This is a genomic window from Methylosinus sp. Ce-a6, assembly GCF_009811655.1.
GTDB lineage: Bacteria > Pseudomonadota > Alphaproteobacteria > Rhizobiales > Beijerinckiaceae > Methylosinus.
In genome coordinates, this window is sequence record NZ_BGJX01000010.1 from 98,673 (window position 1) to 115,070 (window position 16,398).

Genomic DNA, 16,398 nt, shown 5'->3' on the forward strand with positions numbered 1-16,398 from the left:
ATCCCGGCCGATTGCGCCTATTGTGGCCCGAAACCCCGCCCAACGGGCGGTCGGACGTCTTCTCGATGCGACCGATCGGCTTTTTTTATTTCGTCTTTTTTCGCCTGTCCGGATCTCGGAGCGGGGGGCCGCGGATATGACGACGGCGGCCATCGTCCATGTCATCGACGATGACGCCGCCGTCCGCGATTCTTTGAGGCTCCTGCTGGCGACGGAGAATTTCGACGTGCGCGCTTACGCCTCCGCGCGCGATTTCCTCGCGAGCGCCGGGCCGGGCGAAGCGGGGTGCGTCATCACCGACGTGCGTATGCCGGAAGTGAGCGGAATGGACCTGCTCGCCGAATTCAAGGCGCGCCGTGTCGATCTGCCGGTCATCGTCATCACCGCCCATGCCGATGTGACGCTCGCGGTCCAGGCGATGAAGGCCGGGGCCGTCGACCTCCTGGAGAAGCCATTCGACGACGAGGCGCTGCTCGGCGCCGTGCGCCAGGCGCTGCGCCGCCTCTTCGACGGCGAGAGCGTCGTCGGCTCCGAGGCCGCCGCGGCGCGCGACCGGCTCGCCAGCCTCACCGTCCGCGAGCGCGAGGTGCTGATGGGCGTCCTCGATGGCCGGCCCAATAAGCTCATCGCTCACGAGCTCGGCATCAGCGTGCGCACGGTGGAGGCCCATCGCGCCCGGCTGATGATGAAAATGCAAGCCAAGAGCCTCTCGGAGCTCGTGCGCATGGCGGTGCTGATTCCGCCCGCCGCATCCGCCTGAGGACGCTGTTGCGACATTTTCCGCTCGCTATGGAGGAGGCCCGGCGCGTCATGCGCGCGCGTTTCGGGCACGCGGCCTTTCTGCCCGGGCAGGAGAGCGCGCTTGCCGCGCTGCTCGCCGGGCGCGACGCGCTCGCCGTCATGCCCACCGGGGCCGGCAAATCGCTGCTCTATCAGCTGCCGGCGGCCATGGGCGTCGCGCCGGTCGTCGTCGTCTCGCCGCTCATCTCGCTGATGCGCGACCAGTTGCGGAGCCTCGCCCGCTCGGGCGTTCCGGCTGTGGCGCTGCATTCGGGCCAGAGCGAGGAGGAGCATGGCGAGGCGATCGCGAGCCTCGCCGGCGGGCGGGCGCGGCTCGTCTATCTCGCGCCCGAGCGCCTCGTCCAGGACGGAACGGTCGAGCTGCTGCGCAGCGCCCGCGTCGCGCTGTTCGCGGTGGACGAGGCGCATTGCGTCTCGCAATGGGGCCACGAGTTCCGTCCCGATTACGCAAGGCTCGGCGAGATCGCCGCGCGGCTCGGCGCGCCGATCCTCGCGGTGACGGCGACGGCCGGCCCGCGCACGCGCGCCGACATTGTCGCGAGCCTCTTTGCGCGCGCGCCGGAGGTCTTCGTCTCCTCCTTCGCGCGGCCCAATCTGCGGCTTGCTTTCGCGCCCCGCGCCGACGCGCTCGGGCGGCTCGCGCGGTTCCTGCGCCGACGGGCGGGGCAGAGCGGCGTCGTCTATGTGAATTCGCGCCGCAAGGCCGACGATATGGCGGCGACGCTGCGCCGGCTCGGCTTCGACGCGCTCGCCTATCACGCAGGGCTGGACGCGGCGACGCGCGCCGCCCATCAGGACGCCTTCTTCGCGCGCGCCGGCGTCGTCATGGTCGCGACCATCGCCTTCGGCATGGGCGTCGACAAAAAGGACGTGCGCTTCATTTTCCACGCCGATCTGCCGAATTCGATCGAGGCCTATTATCAGGAGATCGGCCGCGCCGGCCGCGACGGCGAGCCGGCCGACGCGCTCGCTCTGTTCGATCCGGGCGAGCTCGCCGGCCGCTTCGGCTTCGCGCCGCCGGCCGACGATCCCGTCGCCGCGGGGGAGACGGAGCGCCGCCGCGCCATGGCGCGGCTCTGCCTCACGCCCTCCTGCCGCTTTCAGGCGCTGCTCGCCGCCTTCGGCGAGGCGAGCGACCGCTGCGGGCGCTGCGACAATTGCCGCGGCGGCGTGCTGACTCTGCCGCGCCGCGCAGGGCTCGTGGCGCTCGGCTGGCGCGTGGCGGCGCTCGCGCGTTTTTCCGGCGTGAGCGCCGCGGCGATCGACGAGCCGGAGGCGCCGCCGAGCCTCGCCGCCACTGCCGCCTTCGCCTCCGAAGCGAAGAAGGAGGAGGAGACGCTCAGCGTCGCCGACGAGCGGCTCTATCGGGAGCTGATCGGGCTGCGGCTCGCCATAGCGAAACGCCGCCGCCTCGCGCCGCGCGCGGTGGCGAGCGACGCGATGTTGCGGCGGCTGGCGATCGCGCGGCCGCACGCCCTGCCCGAAGGCGAGACGATGATCGAGGCGGAGGCGTTTTTGCGCGCCGTCGGCGAGGCCGAGAGAGTGGGCTGAGGCCCCTCGCTCATCCCCGCTTCGCCTCGCGAGAGAAGGGGCGGGCGCTGTGCGGGGGAGGGGTGGGGGCGCTCGACTATCCCTCGCCCTCGCTCCCCTCCGTTTCCCCCTCCGGCGCCGGCCGGGCGCGGCGCTTCTTCAGCTCGAGCAGCCGCGTCGAGGCGCGATCGGCGCGCTTGCGCGCCTCTTCGCCGGTCGGCTGCAGCAGCTTGCGATATTCGTCGCGCTTCTCGTGAATGGAGGCGATCACATAGCCCATGGGCACGCCGAGATCGACGAGCACGGTCTCGGCGAGCTGCAGGCTCGCCTCGATCGTCTCCGGAATGGCGTCGCTCGCGCCGAGCTCGTAGAGATGCGTCGCGTGCCGCGCGTCGCGGGCGCGCGCGACGATGGCCATATCGGCGCGCTCCTGATGCGCGAGGCGCACGATCTCCTGCGCCGCATGGGGATTCTCCACCGTCACCACCAGGGCGCGCGCCTGCGCGACGCCGAGCCGCATGAGGAATTCGCGCCTCATGCAATTGCCCCAATAAATGTCGACGCCCCGGTCGCGTTTCTCGGCGACGAGCTTCGCCGAATTGTCCACGGCGACGAAAGGAATGCCGTGGCGGCTCAGCATCTCGCCGATGAGCGCGCCGACGCGTCCATAACCGACGATGACGACTTGACCCGCGGCGATCTCGCTCTCCGGCGCGAGATGGGCGAATTCGGCCTCGTCGTCCTGCGGCCGGCGGCCCGGATTGATCCACTCGCCGAGCCGCGCCAGCCCCGGCAGGATGAAGAGGCCGAGCGTCACGGCGAGCATCGCGTCGGCGCCGAGGCCTTTCGGCAGCACGCCGGCGGCGATCGCCGCGCCGACGAGAATGAAGGCGAATTCGCCGCCGGGCGCGAGCAGCAGCGCCGTTTCCGCCGCGACGCGTCTTTGCATCCGAAAGGCGCGGCCGAGCAGAAAGACGATCGTTGTCTTCGCCGCGACGAGGCCGAGCGCGATGACGAGCACCTGGTGGAGATCGTCGATCACGCGGCCGAAATCGAGGCCGGCGCCGACGGAGACGAAGAACAGGCCGAGCAGCAGACCCTTGAACGGCTCGATCGTCACCTCGATCTCGCGGCGGAACTCCGTCTCGGCGAGCAGCAGGCCGGCGATGAAGGCGCCGAGCCCCATCGAAAAGCCGGCGGCGGCGCTGGCGACGCCCGCGCCGATGATGACGAGCAGGCTCGCGGCGGTGAAGAGCTCGATCGATTGCGCCGCCGCCACCAGATGGAACAGCGGCCGCAGCAGCAGCCGGCCCGCGACGATGAGCGCCGCCATCGCCGCCAGCGCGGGCAGAAAGGCGAGCAGCGCCTTCAATCCTTCGCTCTCCACCTGCGCATCGGAGAGAAAGGAGATGAGGAACAACAGCGGCGCGACCATCAGATCTTGCAGCAGCAGCACTGAAAAGGCGGCGCGGCCGGCGGCGCGGGTGAGGCGCCGGCGCTCGGCGAGCAGGGGAATGACGATCGCCGTGGAGGACATTGCGAGCGCCGCGCCGAGCAGCGCCGCCGGCGCGGCGCCGAGCCCGGCCCAGAACACGCCGGCCGCGGCCAGCGCGCCGCCGCAGAGAAACACTTGCGAAAGGCCGAGACCGAACACCAAGAGGCGCATACGCGCGAGGCGCTCCCAGGACAGCTCGAGGCCGATCATGAAGAGCAGGAAGACGAGCCCGAATTCGGCGATCTTGGCGACGCCCTCGAGATCGCCGAGCGCGAAGGCGGCGAGCGATTCATGCCGCTGCGCCAGCCGTCCCAGGCCGAAGGGCCCGAGCGCCGCGCCGGCGAGGAGGAAGCCGAGGATCGGACTGACGCGCAGCCGGTGGAACAGAGGCGCGACGATTCCCGCGGTGCCGAGGAACAGCAGCGCCTCGCGATATTCGCCCCATTGAAACGCCGCAGCTCCCGTCATCGCCATCCTTTCCCGTCCCGCCGATTCGGGATTCAGCATAGGGGAGCGGACGGCCGGTTACGAACGTCGTTTCTCGGGGCTCTTCCTTCTCCCGCTTGCGGGAGAAGGTGGCCCGGCGTAGCCGGGTCGGATGAGGGCCGTCGGGTCGGCAGGAAATCTTCGGTGTTGTCCGAGCGCGGACCGTCGTGATGTCGCGTTTTCGCGGCGCCCCTCATCCGACCCTCGCTGACGCGAGGGCCGCCTTCTCCCTCGAGTGGGAGAAGGAGATGGGCGCCCCCTCACATCCCCTTGCGCGGATCGTAGGGCTTGGAGCTGCGCCATTTCTGCGCGAAGGCCTCGAGCTCGGCGTCGGCGCCCTCGGGCAGCATGATCCTCAGCGTCACATAGAGATCGCCGGCCGGCTTGCCGTCGGCGGCGGGCAGCCCCTTGCCGCGCAGGCGCAGCACGCGGCCGCCGTTGGAGCCCGGCGGTATGGTGAGCTCCACCTGGCCGCCGAGCGTCGGGGCGGCCACCTTGGCGCCGAGCGCCGCCTCATAGAAGGCGATCGGCAGGTCGAGCTTCAGATCGCGGCCCGACACGGCGAACAGCGGGTCCGGCGCGATTTTCACGGTGACGATGGCGTCGCCGGGCTCGCCGCCGGGCGGGGCGGCGTGGCCCTGTCCGCGCAGGCGGATCTGCTTGCCGTCCTCTATGCCGACCGGAATATTCACCTCGAGCGTGCGGCCCGTGGGCAGAAAGACGCGCGTGCCGCCGCCTTTCACCGCCTCGGCCAGCGAGATCGTCACCTGCAGCGCGACATCCTCGCCCCGCCGCGGGGCGCGGGTGCGGCGCGCGCCCGCTCCGCCGCCGAAGAGATCGGCGAAGAGGTCGGAGGGATCGAAGCCGGCGCGCCCGCCGGGGGCGTCGCCGCCGCCGAAATGGAATTCGAAATGCTCGGCGCCGCCCGGCCCGCGCTGCCCGCGCGAGAAGCCGCCCGGCCCGGCGCCGAAGCCCTCGAAGCCGGTGAAGCGCGGCTTGCCCTCGGCGTCGATCTCGCCGCGGTCGAATTGCGCCTTCTTCTTCTCGTCGCCGAGAATCTCATAGGCCGAATTGGCCTCGGCGAATTTCTCCTTGGCCTTGGGGTCGTTCTTGTTCTGGTCGGGGTGGTATTTCTTCGCCAGATGGCGGAACGCCTTCTTGATCTCGGCGGCGCTCGCCGTCTTGGCGACGCCCAGGACGTCGTATGGATCGCGCATTTCTTTCAAAAGCCCATTGTCGCGTCCGCCTCGAGCGGCGCGGACGCTCATGTCCGACTGTCTATTTGGGAGAAGAGCTCGCGGCGCGCAAGGATGCGTCCGAGTTCGAAAATCACGCCTTGCGCCAGGGACGGACGTCGATCAGCGCCCATTCGGCGGATTTCTCGCGGCAGGCCGTGCCCTGCAGCTGCTCATGGCTGTCCTTGGTCCCGACTTCCGCCAGAAAGGCGCGGCACACCCTGCCGTCGGACGGATAGGGCTGGCCGACCGGCGTGAAGGAGCCGCGCGCGCGGCTCTCCGGATTGTCCCAATTGACAGTCGCGCCGGCGCCTTGAGGATCGAGCGCGACGCCGAGCGCGGCGCTGGCGCGCCGCCAATCCTCCTGGTCGAGCCCATGGGAGAGCGTCGGCGCCGTCTTGTGCGGAATGGAGCCGGTCACATCGTCGCCGACGGTTTTCCAGGTCGGAGCCGGCTCGCCGCCGGGAATGGCGAAGGAGCAGCCGCCGAGCGCAGCCGCCGCGAGCGCGGCCGCGAGCAGGCGTGCGGCGGCCGGGCGCACTATGGCGCGGCCGATTTGAGAACCGGCCGCGGCGGCGTTATGTGTGTCTCGCAGGTCGTGCAAATGCGCTGCCTCACCACCAGGACCACCGCCTCGTCCTTTCGGCGGCAGCTGAGGATTTTCTCGTGAAGGGGTTAACACAGAGTGACTTCTGCGAGGCTTCCGAACCTTACGCATTGTTCGGCGAGTGGTTCGAGGAGGCCAGATCTCGCGAGCCCGACGTTCCCGAAGCGATGGCGCTCGCCACGGTCGACGAGCTCGGCCTGCCGGACGCCCGCATGGTGCTGATGAAGGATTGGGACGAATCCGGCTTCACCTTCTATACCAACGCCGAGAGCGCCAAGGGCCGCGAGCTCGCCGCCACGATGAAGGCGGCGGCGCTTTTCCACTGGAAATCGCTGCGCCGCCAAGTGCGGCTGCGCGGTCCCGTGGAGCTCGTGTCCGAGGCCGAGGCCGACGCCTATTTCGCGAGCCGCCCGCGCGACAGCCGCATCGGCGCCTGGGCGAGCCGCCAGTCGCAGCCGCTCGAGAGCCGTTTCGCGCTCGAGAAGGCGGTCGCCCTTCAGGTCGCGCGCTTCGGGCTCGGCGAGGTGCCGCGGCCGCCGCATTGGCGCGGCTATCGGATCATTCCCTCGGCAATCGAATTCTGGGCGGATCGGCCCTTTCGCCTGCATGATCGCGTGCAATTCACGCGCGAAGGCGCGGGCTGGATGAAGGCGCGGCTCTATCCGTGACGAGAGAAAGCGGCGAAGCGATGAGACGCTGGTCGGATGATGCAAGTATTCGGGCGAGCGAGCCTGAAGGCTCGCGATCCAAAGCGCGCCCTGGACCGCGAGCCTTCAGGCTCGCCTTCCTTCTCGCGTTCTCATGCGCGATCGCTCAGCCGGCGCGCGCGCAGGACTTGTTCCAGAGCCTCTTCGGCTGGGGCCGGCAGCAATCGGCGCCGCGCGTGACCCAGCCGGCGCCGTCACAGGGCAAGACCAAGCCCAAGAAGAAGAGCGCCGCGAAAACGCCGCCGGGAAAGCAGCCGCCGGCGCAGCCCGAGGCGCAGCAGCCCGCGGAAGGGCCGCCGCCGCCCTATGAGCCGCAATTGCTGCGGCTCTCCGAAATTCTCGGCGCGCTCTCTTATCTGCGCGATCTCTGCGGCGCGGAGGACGGCGACGATTGGCGCGCCAAAATGAGCGCGCTGCTCGAGGCGGAAGCCAAGACAGGTCAACGGCGGCTGAAGCTCACGGGCGCGTTCAACCGCGGCTTTCGCGGCTATGAGACGACCTATCGTTCCTGCACGCCCAATGCGCGCACGGCGATCTCGCGCTATCTCGACGAGGGCGGCCGCATCGCGCATGAGATCGCCTATCGCTACGGGAATTCCTGACGCCGAAAGCGCGGATGGGCGTTAACCGTCCGGCAAGGACCCGTCTCGCGCGTTTTGCCGCGCTTCGTTACAGTGATCCGCATGACGCGCCTTCTCCCTTTCGCATTGGACGACGCCGCAGGCTCCGAGCAGCGGCGCGTCGCGCTCGCTTATCTCGCCGAGGCTTTCGCGGAAGCCGCGCTCGCCGGGATAGAAGGCGATTCCTTCGCCCATGCGGCGCTCTCCGCGGCGCTGCACGAGCTCGTCGCCACTTATGGCGAGGAGGAGGTCGCCGCCTTCGCGGAGCGTCTGCCGCGTCGCCTTCGCGACGGCGAATTCTCGAGCGGCCTGCGCCATTGAGCGGGCTCCTCGAGGCGCGCGCGTGAAGAAGCCGACGAAGCCTGCGGTCGAATCCATCTCCGAGCCGATGCGCGATCTCGCGGCGCTGCCTGCGCCGGTGCGCGCGCTACGCGAGAAGATCCTCGCCGCCTGCGAGACCGGCGACATAGAGGCGCTGCGCATTCCGATCGACTGGAACGAGGTGCGTCCCTTGTTCGAGCGCGGCGCGCGGCGACCGGCGGGCGCCGATCCGATCGAGGTTTTGAAGTCGCTCTCCTTCGACCGCGCCGGACGCGAGATGCTCGTCCTGGCGCGCGCGGTTTTGACGCAGCCTTTTCTGCGCGTCGCGCGCGGGCCTTTCGAAGCCTATGAATGGCCGGCCTATGCGCGCCGTCCGACGCCGCCGGCGAATGAGGAAGAGGCGCGCGCGCTATGGGCCTGCGTGCGCTTTTTCGATCTCGTCTCGTCCAATGCGGACGGCCGTCCGAAGGTCATGCGGATCGGCGTCGGCGCGGACGGCGTCTGGCACTATTTCTGGAACGCGGATTGACGGGAAATACGCGCCGTTCAGGCAAGACGCGCGGCGGAGCGCAGCTGGTCGCGCGCGCGGCGACGATCCTGCGCAGGCTGATAGGCGACCTGCGAATGATAGCCGCAATAGGGGCCGCCGCCGCCGCCCGGCGATTTCGCGCCGCAGAAGCGGAAATCCGCCGTTGTCGGATCGCCGATCGGCCAGCGGCACATCGCCTCTCTGAGCTCCATCAGCGTGACCCGCTCGGACAGGGGAATGACGACTTCCTCTTGCGGACGCGCGTCCGGCAGCAAGAGCGCGCGCGGCGCGAGGGCGAGCGCGACATTGCCGACGACGCTCGGACCATGTCCGTGATGCGCGCGCGGCGCCGCGGCCGCCGGCTGCGGGCGTTGCGGCTTGGCGACGCGCGGGCGCGCCGCAATGGGCGTCTTGGCGCGCTGCGCGAGGCCGAGACGATGGATTTTACCGATGACTGCGTTGCGCGTGATGCCGGCGCCGATCTCGGCCGCCACCTGACTGGCGCTGAGGCCGTCGTTCCAGAGCTTGCGCAGCATCTCGACGCGCTCGTCGGTCCAGGACATGAAGGTCCTCCTCGATTAAGCCGGCTTCAGCCGAGAGAATCGGCGAACGCTCGCGCAACCGGCGATGCCGGAGTCGACAAGACGCACACACACTCGATTGAAGGCGCCTCACGAGATGTCGTGGGCGATGACGCGAACGCTACTCTACCAGTTGAATCACGCGCAAGAGTCCCTGGCAAGCGAAACGGCGTTCCCCACAAGGTAATGCTGTTCATTCTTCGCTGGTGTTGCGCCGAGGACTCACTATGGGCGTCGCGCGCATTGGAATTATAAGGGTCCGCGCGCATTGCGCCGCGCGTGAAGGTCTCGTTCGCGCGCGAGCGCTGCGGCCGCGGCCCTTTCGGCGCCGTCGTTTCGCCGCACTCCAGGCGCCTTCGGCCCTTCCGGAAACGGATTTGACCGACGCGAGGGGAGGACCTAGAATGTTTCCACGTGAGAGATGCCGCCCCCGAAGGGCGGCACTTTGATTTTCAGACCCTCGCCGCGCGGTCCCGCGCCGTGCTGCGGCGCCGGCGAGCAGGGTCTCTCCGAAGGAGTCGCCAGAGGTGGTTTCGGCGCTGTTTCCGACTTATGCGCGGGCCGATCTCGCTTTCGAGCGGGGAGAGGGCGCTTGGCTCGCAGCCAGCGACGGCGAGCGCTATCTCGACTTCGGCGCCGGCGTCGCGGTCAATTCGCTCGGCCATGGCCATCCGCATCTCGTCGGCACGCTGGCCGCCGCCGCGGCGAAGCCCTGGCACGTCTCCAATCTGTTCCAGATTCCGGAGGCCGAGCGCCTCGCCCGCCGCCTCGTCCAGGCGACTTTCGCCGATCTCGTCTTCTTCACCAATTCGGGCGCCGAGGCGGTCGAATGCGCGATCAAGACGGCGCGCAAATTCCACGCTGTGGAAGGAAGGCCCGAGCGCTATCGGCTCGTCACTTTCGAGGGCGCCTTCCACGGCCGCACGCTGGCGACCATCGCGGCCGGCGGCAATCCCAAATATCTCGACGGCTTCGGGCCGCCGACCGACGGTTTCGACCAGGCGCCCTATGGCGATCTCGACGCCGTTCGCGCGCTGATCGGCCCGCAGACGGCCGGCGTGCTGCTGGAGCCGATCCAGGGCGAGGGCGGCGTGCGCGTGGCGCCGCCGCGGTTCTTGGCCGGCTTGCGCGAGCTCTGCGACGAGCATGGCCTGCTGCTCGTCGTCGACGAGGTGCAGACGGGCGTCGGCCGCACCGGGCGTTTCCTCGCCGTCGAACATTCGGGCGTGACGCCGGACATAGCCACGCTGGCGAAGGGCATAGGCGGGGGCTTTCCGCTCGGCGCCTGCCTCGCCACGGCCGAGGCCGGCAAGGGCATGACGGTCGGCGCGCATGGCTCCACCTATGGCGGCAATCCGCTCGCCACGGCGGTCGGCAACGCCGTGCTGGACGTCGTGCTGGAGCCGGGCTTCATCGAGCGCGTCGCCGGCCTCGGCGCGCTGTTCCGCCAGAAGCTCGCCGAGCTCGAGGATCGCCATTCCACGATCATCGAGAGCGTGCGCGGCGAGGGCCTGATGTTCGGCCTGAAGACGCGCGTCTCCAACATGGATTTCGCCGCCGCGGCGCGTGAGGCGAGGCTCTTGACCATTCCGGCGAGCGACAATGTCGTGCGCCTGCTGCCGCCGCTCATCGTCGGCGAGAGCGAGCTCGCCGAAGCGGCGCGGCGGCTCGGCGCCGCCTGCGTTGCGCTCGAGAGCGCGGGAGCCGCGCGATGACCGCTCATGCGCCGCTGACGGGCGCCCGTCATTTCCTCGATATTTCCGAAGTTCCGGCCGCGGAGCTCCGGCGCATTCTCGATATCTCGGCCGCGATCAAGGGCAAGCGCGTGCGCGGCGCGCCGCCCGCCTTCCGGCCGCTCGCCGGCAAGTCGCTGGCGATGATCTTCGACAAGCCCTCGACACGCACGCGCGTCTCCTTCGATCTCGCCATGCGCGAGCTCGGCGGCGAGACGATCATGCTGACGGGCCAGGAGATGCAGCTCGGCCGCGGCGAGACGATCGCCGACACGGCCCGCGTGCTGTCGCGCTTCGTCGACGCCATCGTCATTCGCATTCTCTCGCATGACGATCTCGCCGAGCTCGCGCGTTATTCGAGCGTGCCGGTGGTCAATGGGCTCACCAAGCTCTCGCATCCCTGCCAGGTGATGGCCGATGTGCTGACATTCGAGGAGCGTCTCGGCCCCATAGCGGGACGCACCGTCGCCTGGACTGGCGACGCCAATAATGTTCTGGCGAGCTGGGTCCATGCGGCGAAGCCTTTCGACTTCACCATCAATGTGGCGACGCCCAAGGAGCTCGCGCCTTCCGACGAGCTCGTCGCCTGGTCGCGCGCCAATGGCGTGCGGCTGAACTTGACCGCCGATCCTTACGAGGCGGTCGCCGGCGCGGATGCGGTGATCTCCGACTGCTGGGTGTCGATGGGCGACGAGCAGGAGGAGGCGCGCCGCCATGCGCTGCTCGCGCCCTTCCAAGTGAACGCCAAGCTGATGCAAGCGGCGAACAAGGATGCGATCTTCATGCACTGCCTGCCGGCGCATCGCGGCGAGGAAGTGACGGACGAGGTCATAGACGGGCCGCGATCGGTCGTCTTCGACGAGGCGGAGAACCGGCTTCACGCGCAAAAGGGCGTGCTCGCCTGGGTGTTCGGAGTCGCGGCGCCATGAACGCACAGGCGAGCAAATGACCAGGCGGGCGGAGGAGGCCATCGCCCGGCCGGCGTCGCCCTTCGCCGAGGACGACAGCCTGCTCCCCTTCGCCGTCGAGCCGCTCGATTTGCGCGGGCGTCTGGCGCGGCTCGGGCCATCCGTGAACTCCATCCTCACCCATTACGACTATCCGCCCGCCGTCGCGCGCCTGCTCGGCGAGGCGGCGGCGCTGACGACGCTGCTCGGCTCGCTCATCGAGTCGCATGGGCGTTTCCAATTGCAGACGCGCAGCGACGGGCCCGTCGATATGATCGTCGTCGATTTCGACGCGCCGGGTAAGCTGCGCGGCTTCGCGCGCTATGACGAGAGCCGCATCCTCGCGGGCATGGGTCCGGGCGCGCTCATCGGCTGCGGCCATCTGGCGCTGACCATGGAGCGCGACCGCGACGCCGCGCGCTATCAGGGCGTGGTGGCGCTGGAAGGCGACGGCCTCGCCGAGGCGGCGCATCGCTATTTTCGCCAGTCCGAGCAGATTCCGAGCTATGTGCGGCTCGCTGTCGCCGAGAGCGTGACGCCCGCCGGGCGAAGCTGGCGCGCGGGCGGGCTGCTGCTGCAATATCTGCCCGAGGCGCCGCTGCGTCCGCGCGATCTCGATCCCGGCGACGCGCCCGAAGGCGTCGTCCCGCTCGAGGGGGCGGAAGACGATGCTTGGGTCGAGGGCCTGTCGCTCGCGGCGACGACGCAGGATCACGAGCTCGTCGACCCCGGCCTCTCGGGCGAGCGGCTGCTCTATTCGCTGTTCCACGAGCGCGGCGTCACCGTCTATCCGACGCGGCCGATCACGGAGGCTTGCCGCTGCTCGACGGAGCGCATCGTCAATCTATTGCGCAGCTTCACGCCGCAGGACCGCCGCGACATGATCGGCGACGATGGCCGCATCGGCGTGACCTGCGAATTCTGCCGCACGCTGCGCGCGTTCGATCCGGCCGATTTCGATTAGCATGTTCCCGAAAAGTGCGCAGCGGTTTTCGGAAAAGAACATGCGAATTCAAATAGCTCTAGAGCGTTTCCAGCCGAAGTGGACGCCGGTTCGGCGTCGGAAATGCGTCGAAAACAAAAACCTAGAGTCTTTTCGTGTTTCAACGAAACATGGAAAGACTCTCGCGCGGCGCCCGCCTCCCCTCGAGGGGGGAGGTCGAGCGCCGAGCGCGCTCGGGAGGGGGCGACCTCCCGAGACTGGGGAATTCGACCCCACCCGGACCGCCATAGGGCGTTCTGAAAGAATGCCCGTCGCAGGCGCCGGGCTATGGCGGTCTCCGACCCTCCCCCTGAAGGGGAGGGTGGGCGCCGCTACGAATTTTCGACCGTCGACGATCGGAGAAACGCCATGACGAAGACGATGGAGGAAATCCCGAACGTCCCGCGCGACGTCTCGCTGCCGGCGGGAGCGCGCCTTCTCTCCATCGATCGCCTGCGCGGGCTCGTCATCATCGTCATGGCGCTCGACCATGTGCGCGATTTCTTCGACGCCGACGCGCTGCGCTTCGATCCGACCGATCTCGACCACACCTATCCGGCGCTGTTCCTCACGCGTTTCGTCACCCATTTCTGCGCGCCGACCTTCACCTTTCTCGCCGGCGTCTCCGCTTTTCTGCATGGTCTCTCGCTCGAGGATCGCGGCCAGCGCTCGCGCTTTCTGTGGACGCGCGGGCTCTGGCTGATCCTGCTCGATATTTTCGTCGTCAGCCCGGTGTGGACGGTCGGCTCGGGCGCGATCGAGCTCGGGACTCTCTGGGCGATCGGCTGCGGCATGATCGCGCTGTCGGCGCTGCTCTATCTGCCGACGCGCGCGGTGCTGGCGGTCGGCGCGGCGATCCTTCTCCTGCATAATCTGCTCGACGGCGTTCACGCGGCGCAATTTGGCGCCTTCGCGCCCTTGTGGAACGTGCTGCATGAGAAAGGGCCGCTGCCCTTCGGCCTGCGTGGGCAGGTCTTTTACCCCGTGCTGCCCTGGATCGGCGTCATTGCGCTCGGCTATGGGCTCGGGCCGATCTTCCTCTCGCCGCCGGAGCGGCGGGCTCGCGCGCTGGTCTCGCTCGGCCTCGCCTTTCTCGCTTGTTTCGTGGCCTTGCGCGCCGCGGGCGTCTATGGCGACGCGCGGCTCTGGCGGACCTTCCCGGATGGCGCGCGGACGGCGCTGTCCTTCCTCGACATCACCAAATATCCGCCCTCGCTGCATTATGCGCTGGTCACGCTCGGCGTCGGGCTCGTGCTGCTGCCGGCGCTGGAGCGGGCGGGCGGCGCCTTCGGGCGGGTCCTCGCCACATTCGGCCGCGCGCCGCTCTTCGCCTATGTGCTGCATCTCTACGCCATTCTGATCGCCGCCTTCCTCGTCGCCCTCGCCAAGGGCGTCGATCTGAAGGGCCTCGAGGCCGGGGGCCCGCCGCCGGACAATTACGGGCTCGGCCTCGCCGGCGCCTATGTCATGTGGGTTCTGATCGTGGCGGCGATCTATCCGGCCTGCGCCTGGTTCGCCGGCGTCAAGCGGCGGCGGCGCGACTGGTGGCTGAGCTATTTGTGAGAATGGGCGGACGACGGCGCCGGGCCGTCGTCCGCCGCTTTATCTCAATTGGCGTTGAGCCAGCGCAGGCCGCGGCAGGCGGCGTCATGGCCATAGAGGCCGCGGACCAGGCATTTCGCCGCATCTGGGTCGGTCTTCAGCGCCCACAGCGAGCGCGCCGTCACCGCCGTATCGGCGAAGTCGCTGAACAATCCGTCGACGCCGAGCTTGTAGAAGGTCAGATATTCATTGACCGGAACGCCTTTGTAATCGCTGGCGAGGCGGCGCTGCTCATTGCGGAACGTATAGGGATGCACGAGCAGCCCGGCCGCATGGGCGTCGGCGACGACGGAGGTCGGCGCCAGCAGCTTGCGATCCGCCTCGTCGACGCGCCCGTCGCCATTGGCGTCGGCGCAGGCGTTGTCGACGATCTTTATGCAGGCGGAGCTGATCAGATAGGTCTTCCACGGCCCGACGCCGTCCGCATAGGCGCGGACCTCGGCGAGGCCGGCGGGCTTCAGCAGATCGGCGAATTTGCCCTGGCGGCCGGCGACGGTCCAATCGAAGGGCCGGTCATAGGGCGGCGTGAAATCCAGCGAGCCGTCGGGGTTGACGTCATTGGCGTCGACGAGCTGGATCAGCCGAACCGTCGTCTTCTTGCGCAGATATTTCAAATTGGCCTGCTCGAAGCTCTGGATGAAGACCGGAGCGCTATGATGGTTCCAGCCATGGCGGCTCAGCACGGCGAGCAGGCGATCCTCGAGCGGCAGGCCGAGCGTCTGATGATAGGTCGGATGCTTGGTCTCGGGATAGACGCCGATGACGCGGCCTTCGTCGCGACTCTTGCGCTTGGCGAGCTCGATGATCTCGTCGAAGCTCGGAATGTGGAAGAGGCCGTTGAAGTCCGGGTCGCGCTCGGCGAAGGCCTGCACGGCGCCGATCTGCTTGATCTCGTTCCAGGTGAAGTCGCTGACGAAATAGCCTTCCTGCTCGACGCCGTCGACGACGGCCTTGCGCTTGCGGCCGGAAAATTGCGGCAGGCTCTTGACGTTGGTGGTGGCGATGATGTTCGGCTCGTGGCGGGCGATCAGCACGCCGTCCTTCGTCGAGACGAGGTCGGGCTCGATGAAATCGGCGCCGAGCTCGATCGCCAGAGCATAGGATTCGAGCGTATGCTCCGGCACATAGCCGCCGGCGCCGCGATGGCCGATGACGATGGGGCGATGCGGGCCCTCGTCGGAGGCGGCGGACGGCGGCGCGAGCAGAGCGGCGCAGATCAAAGCGCTCAATGTCGGGAGAAACTTGGCGCGGGAGAGAAGCTCGAACATGAAATATCCTCGAAATGTGCTTTTGACCCCGGCTCGATAGGCCGCCAGTCTCTCAGCGTCATGACGGCGCTGCGACGGTCTCGCTGGGACGCGGCGCGTCGCCGATCGTTCGACCGAGTGAAACGAGAGGTTCCGCATTGAGCGCTTCCGACCCGGATTTTCTGTTTCCGCCGCCCCCTCGCGCTTCGCTCGCTGTTCTCGGCGAGGCGCGGCGCTTTCCGGTGCGGCGCATCTTCTGCGTCGGGCAGAATTACGCCGCCCATGCGCGGGAGATGGGCAAGGACCCGAGCCGGGAGCAGCCCTGCTTCTTTTCCAAGCCGGCCGACGCCGTGGTCGCGAGCGGGACGACGATTCCCTATCCGCCGCGCACGTCCGATCTCCACCATGAGATCGAGCTGGTGGCGGCGATCGGAAGCGGCGGAGCGGATATCGCCCGCGCCGATGCGCTCGCCCATGTGTTCGGCTACGCCGCGGGGATCGACTTGACCCGCCGCGACCTGCAGAGCGAGGCGCGCAAAGCCGGCCGGCCCTGGGACCTCTCCAAAGGCTTCGACAATTCCGCCCCGCTCGGGGCGCTGGCGGCGGCGGAACGGATCGGCCATCCGGGCAGGGGCCGCATCCGCCTCGCCGTGAATGGCGCGACGCGGCAGGACGCCGATCTCTCCGACATGATCTGGAGCGTCGCGGAGATCGTGGCGATCCTGTCGCAATTCGTGCGGCTCGAGGCGGGCGATCTGATCTTCACCGGCACGCCGGCCGGCGTCGGGCCGATCGTTCCGGGGGACCATGTGACGGGCGAGATCGACGGAGTCGGGACAGTCGAGCTGACGGTGGCGTAGAGCGGCAGGGCAGTAGGCCGTAGGACGCCGACTGCCTTAGAACCTGACCCAAAAGTTTCTTGTTCGCGCCGCAGTTGCGTGATTCTGGGGTTCCGAAGCATCGGAGAATGATTCG

At 68.6% G+C, this 16,398-nt stretch carries 16 protein-coding genes; 11 read left to right on the forward strand and 5 right to left on the reverse strand.

Annotated features, from left to right (window positions below):
- The first annotated feature begins 136 nt into the window (after positions 1-136).
- Both fixJ and Mspo_RS09085 read left to right on the forward strand, forming a co-directional pair.
- Entirely contained in the window at positions 137-760 is a 624-nt protein-coding gene (fixJ, locus tag Mspo_RS09080) for a response regulator FixJ (protein WP_159728959.1), read from the forward strand.
- A gap of 50 nt (positions 761-810) precedes the next feature.
- Positions 811-2,352, forward strand: a complete 1,542-nt coding sequence (locus tag Mspo_RS09085; protein WP_244613264.1) for a RecQ family ATP-dependent DNA helicase — start codon at positions 811-813, stop codon at positions 2,350-2,352.
- 76 nt (positions 2,353-2,428) lie between these two features.
- Here Mspo_RS09085 and Mspo_RS09090 read toward each other — a convergent pair whose 3' ends face one another.
- From Mspo_RS09090 to Mspo_RS09100, 3 genes are all read right to left on the reverse strand, one after another.
- Positions 2,429-4,294 carry a cation:proton antiporter gene (locus tag Mspo_RS09090; RefSeq protein WP_159728961.1) on the reverse strand — a complete coding sequence of 622 codons (1,866 nt, stop codon included), beginning with the start codon at positions 4,292-4,294 and terminating at the stop codon, positions 2,429-2,431.
- Positions 4,295-4,572: 278 nt separating this feature from the next.
- Positions 4,573-5,529 carry a DnaJ C-terminal domain-containing protein gene (locus Mspo_RS09095; RefSeq protein ID WP_159728989.1) on the reverse strand — a complete coding sequence of 319 codons (957 nt, stop codon included), beginning with the start codon at positions 5,527-5,529 and terminating at the stop codon, positions 4,573-4,575.
- A gap of 112 nt (positions 5,530-5,641) precedes the next feature.
- Positions 5,642-6,151: an RT0821/Lpp0805 family surface protein gene (locus Mspo_RS09100; protein ID WP_244613266.1), complete on the reverse strand. Its 510-nt coding sequence runs from the start codon at positions 6,149-6,151 to the stop codon at positions 5,642-5,644.
- Positions 6,152-6,213: 62 nt separating this feature from the next.
- On the opposite strand from Mspo_RS09100, the gene pdxH reads away from it, so the two are divergent.
- From pdxH to Mspo_RS09120, 4 genes are all read left to right on the forward strand, one after another.
- A complete protein-coding gene (gene pdxH, locus Mspo_RS09105; protein ID WP_159728963.1) occupies positions 6,214-6,822 on the forward strand; it encodes a pyridoxamine 5'-phosphate oxidase in 609 nt (202 codons plus the stop codon).
- Positions 6,823-6,989: 167 nt separating this feature from the next.
- A complete protein-coding gene (locus Mspo_RS09110) occupies positions 6,990-7,463 on the forward strand; it encodes a TIGR02301 family protein (RefSeq protein ID WP_244613268.1) in 474 nt (157 codons plus the stop codon).
- 81 nt (positions 7,464-7,544) lie between these two features.
- A complete protein-coding gene (locus Mspo_RS09115) occupies positions 7,545-7,802 on the forward strand; it encodes a hypothetical protein (protein ID WP_159728967.1) in 258 nt (85 codons plus the stop codon).
- A gap of 22 nt (positions 7,803-7,824) precedes the next feature.
- On the forward strand, positions 7,825-8,331 hold the full coding sequence (locus Mspo_RS09120) for a hypothetical protein (protein WP_244613270.1): 507 nt from the start codon (positions 7,825-7,827) through the stop codon (positions 8,329-8,331).
- A gap of 17 nt (positions 8,332-8,348) precedes the next feature.
- Here the strand turns inward: Mspo_RS09120 and Mspo_RS09125 are convergent, their stop codons facing one another.
- Complete coding sequence (locus tag Mspo_RS09125; protein ID WP_159728969.1) at positions 8,349-8,894, reverse strand: GcrA family cell cycle regulator; 546 nt, start codon at positions 8,892-8,894, stop codon at positions 8,349-8,351.
- A 545-nt stretch (positions 8,895-9,439) separates the two neighbouring features.
- Between Mspo_RS09125 and Mspo_RS09130 the strand changes: the two genes are divergently transcribed.
- From Mspo_RS09130 to Mspo_RS09145, 4 genes are all read left to right on the forward strand, one after another.
- The gene (locus tag Mspo_RS09130; RefSeq protein ID WP_159728971.1) at positions 9,440-10,627 is read left to right on the forward strand and encodes an aspartate aminotransferase family protein; all 1,188 of its coding nucleotides are present in this window, start codon (positions 9,440-9,442) and stop codon (positions 10,625-10,627) included.
- Positions 10,624-11,574, forward strand: a complete 951-nt coding sequence (gene argF, locus Mspo_RS09135; RefSeq protein WP_159728973.1) for an ornithine carbamoyltransferase — start codon at positions 10,624-10,626, stop codon at positions 11,572-11,574. The genes Mspo_RS09130 and argF overlap by 4 nt, the downstream gene beginning before the upstream one ends.
- 16 nt (positions 11,575-11,590) lie before the next feature.
- Positions 11,591-12,556: an Hsp33 family molecular chaperone gene (locus tag Mspo_RS09140; RefSeq protein WP_159728975.1), complete on the forward strand. Its 966-nt coding sequence runs from the start codon at positions 11,591-11,593 to the stop codon at positions 12,554-12,556.
- A 387-nt stretch (positions 12,557-12,943) separates the two neighbouring features.
- A complete protein-coding gene (locus Mspo_RS09145; protein WP_159728977.1) occupies positions 12,944-14,137 on the forward strand; it encodes a DUF1624 domain-containing protein in 1,194 nt (397 codons plus the stop codon).
- Positions 14,138-14,181: 44 nt separating this feature from the next.
- On the opposite strand, the gene Mspo_RS09150 is transcribed toward Mspo_RS09145, so the two are convergent.
- Positions 14,182-15,444: a glycerophosphodiester phosphodiesterase gene (locus Mspo_RS09150; RefSeq protein WP_159728979.1), complete on the reverse strand. Its 1,263-nt coding sequence runs from the start codon at positions 15,442-15,444 to the stop codon at positions 14,182-14,184.
- 137 nt (positions 15,445-15,581) lie between these two features.
- On the opposite strand from Mspo_RS09150, the gene Mspo_RS09155 reads away from it, so the two are divergent.
- Positions 15,582-16,283: a fumarylacetoacetate hydrolase family protein gene (locus Mspo_RS09155; RefSeq protein WP_159728981.1), complete on the forward strand. Its 702-nt coding sequence runs from the start codon at positions 15,582-15,584 to the stop codon at positions 16,281-16,283.
- Positions 16,284-16,398 lie beyond the last annotated feature (115 nt).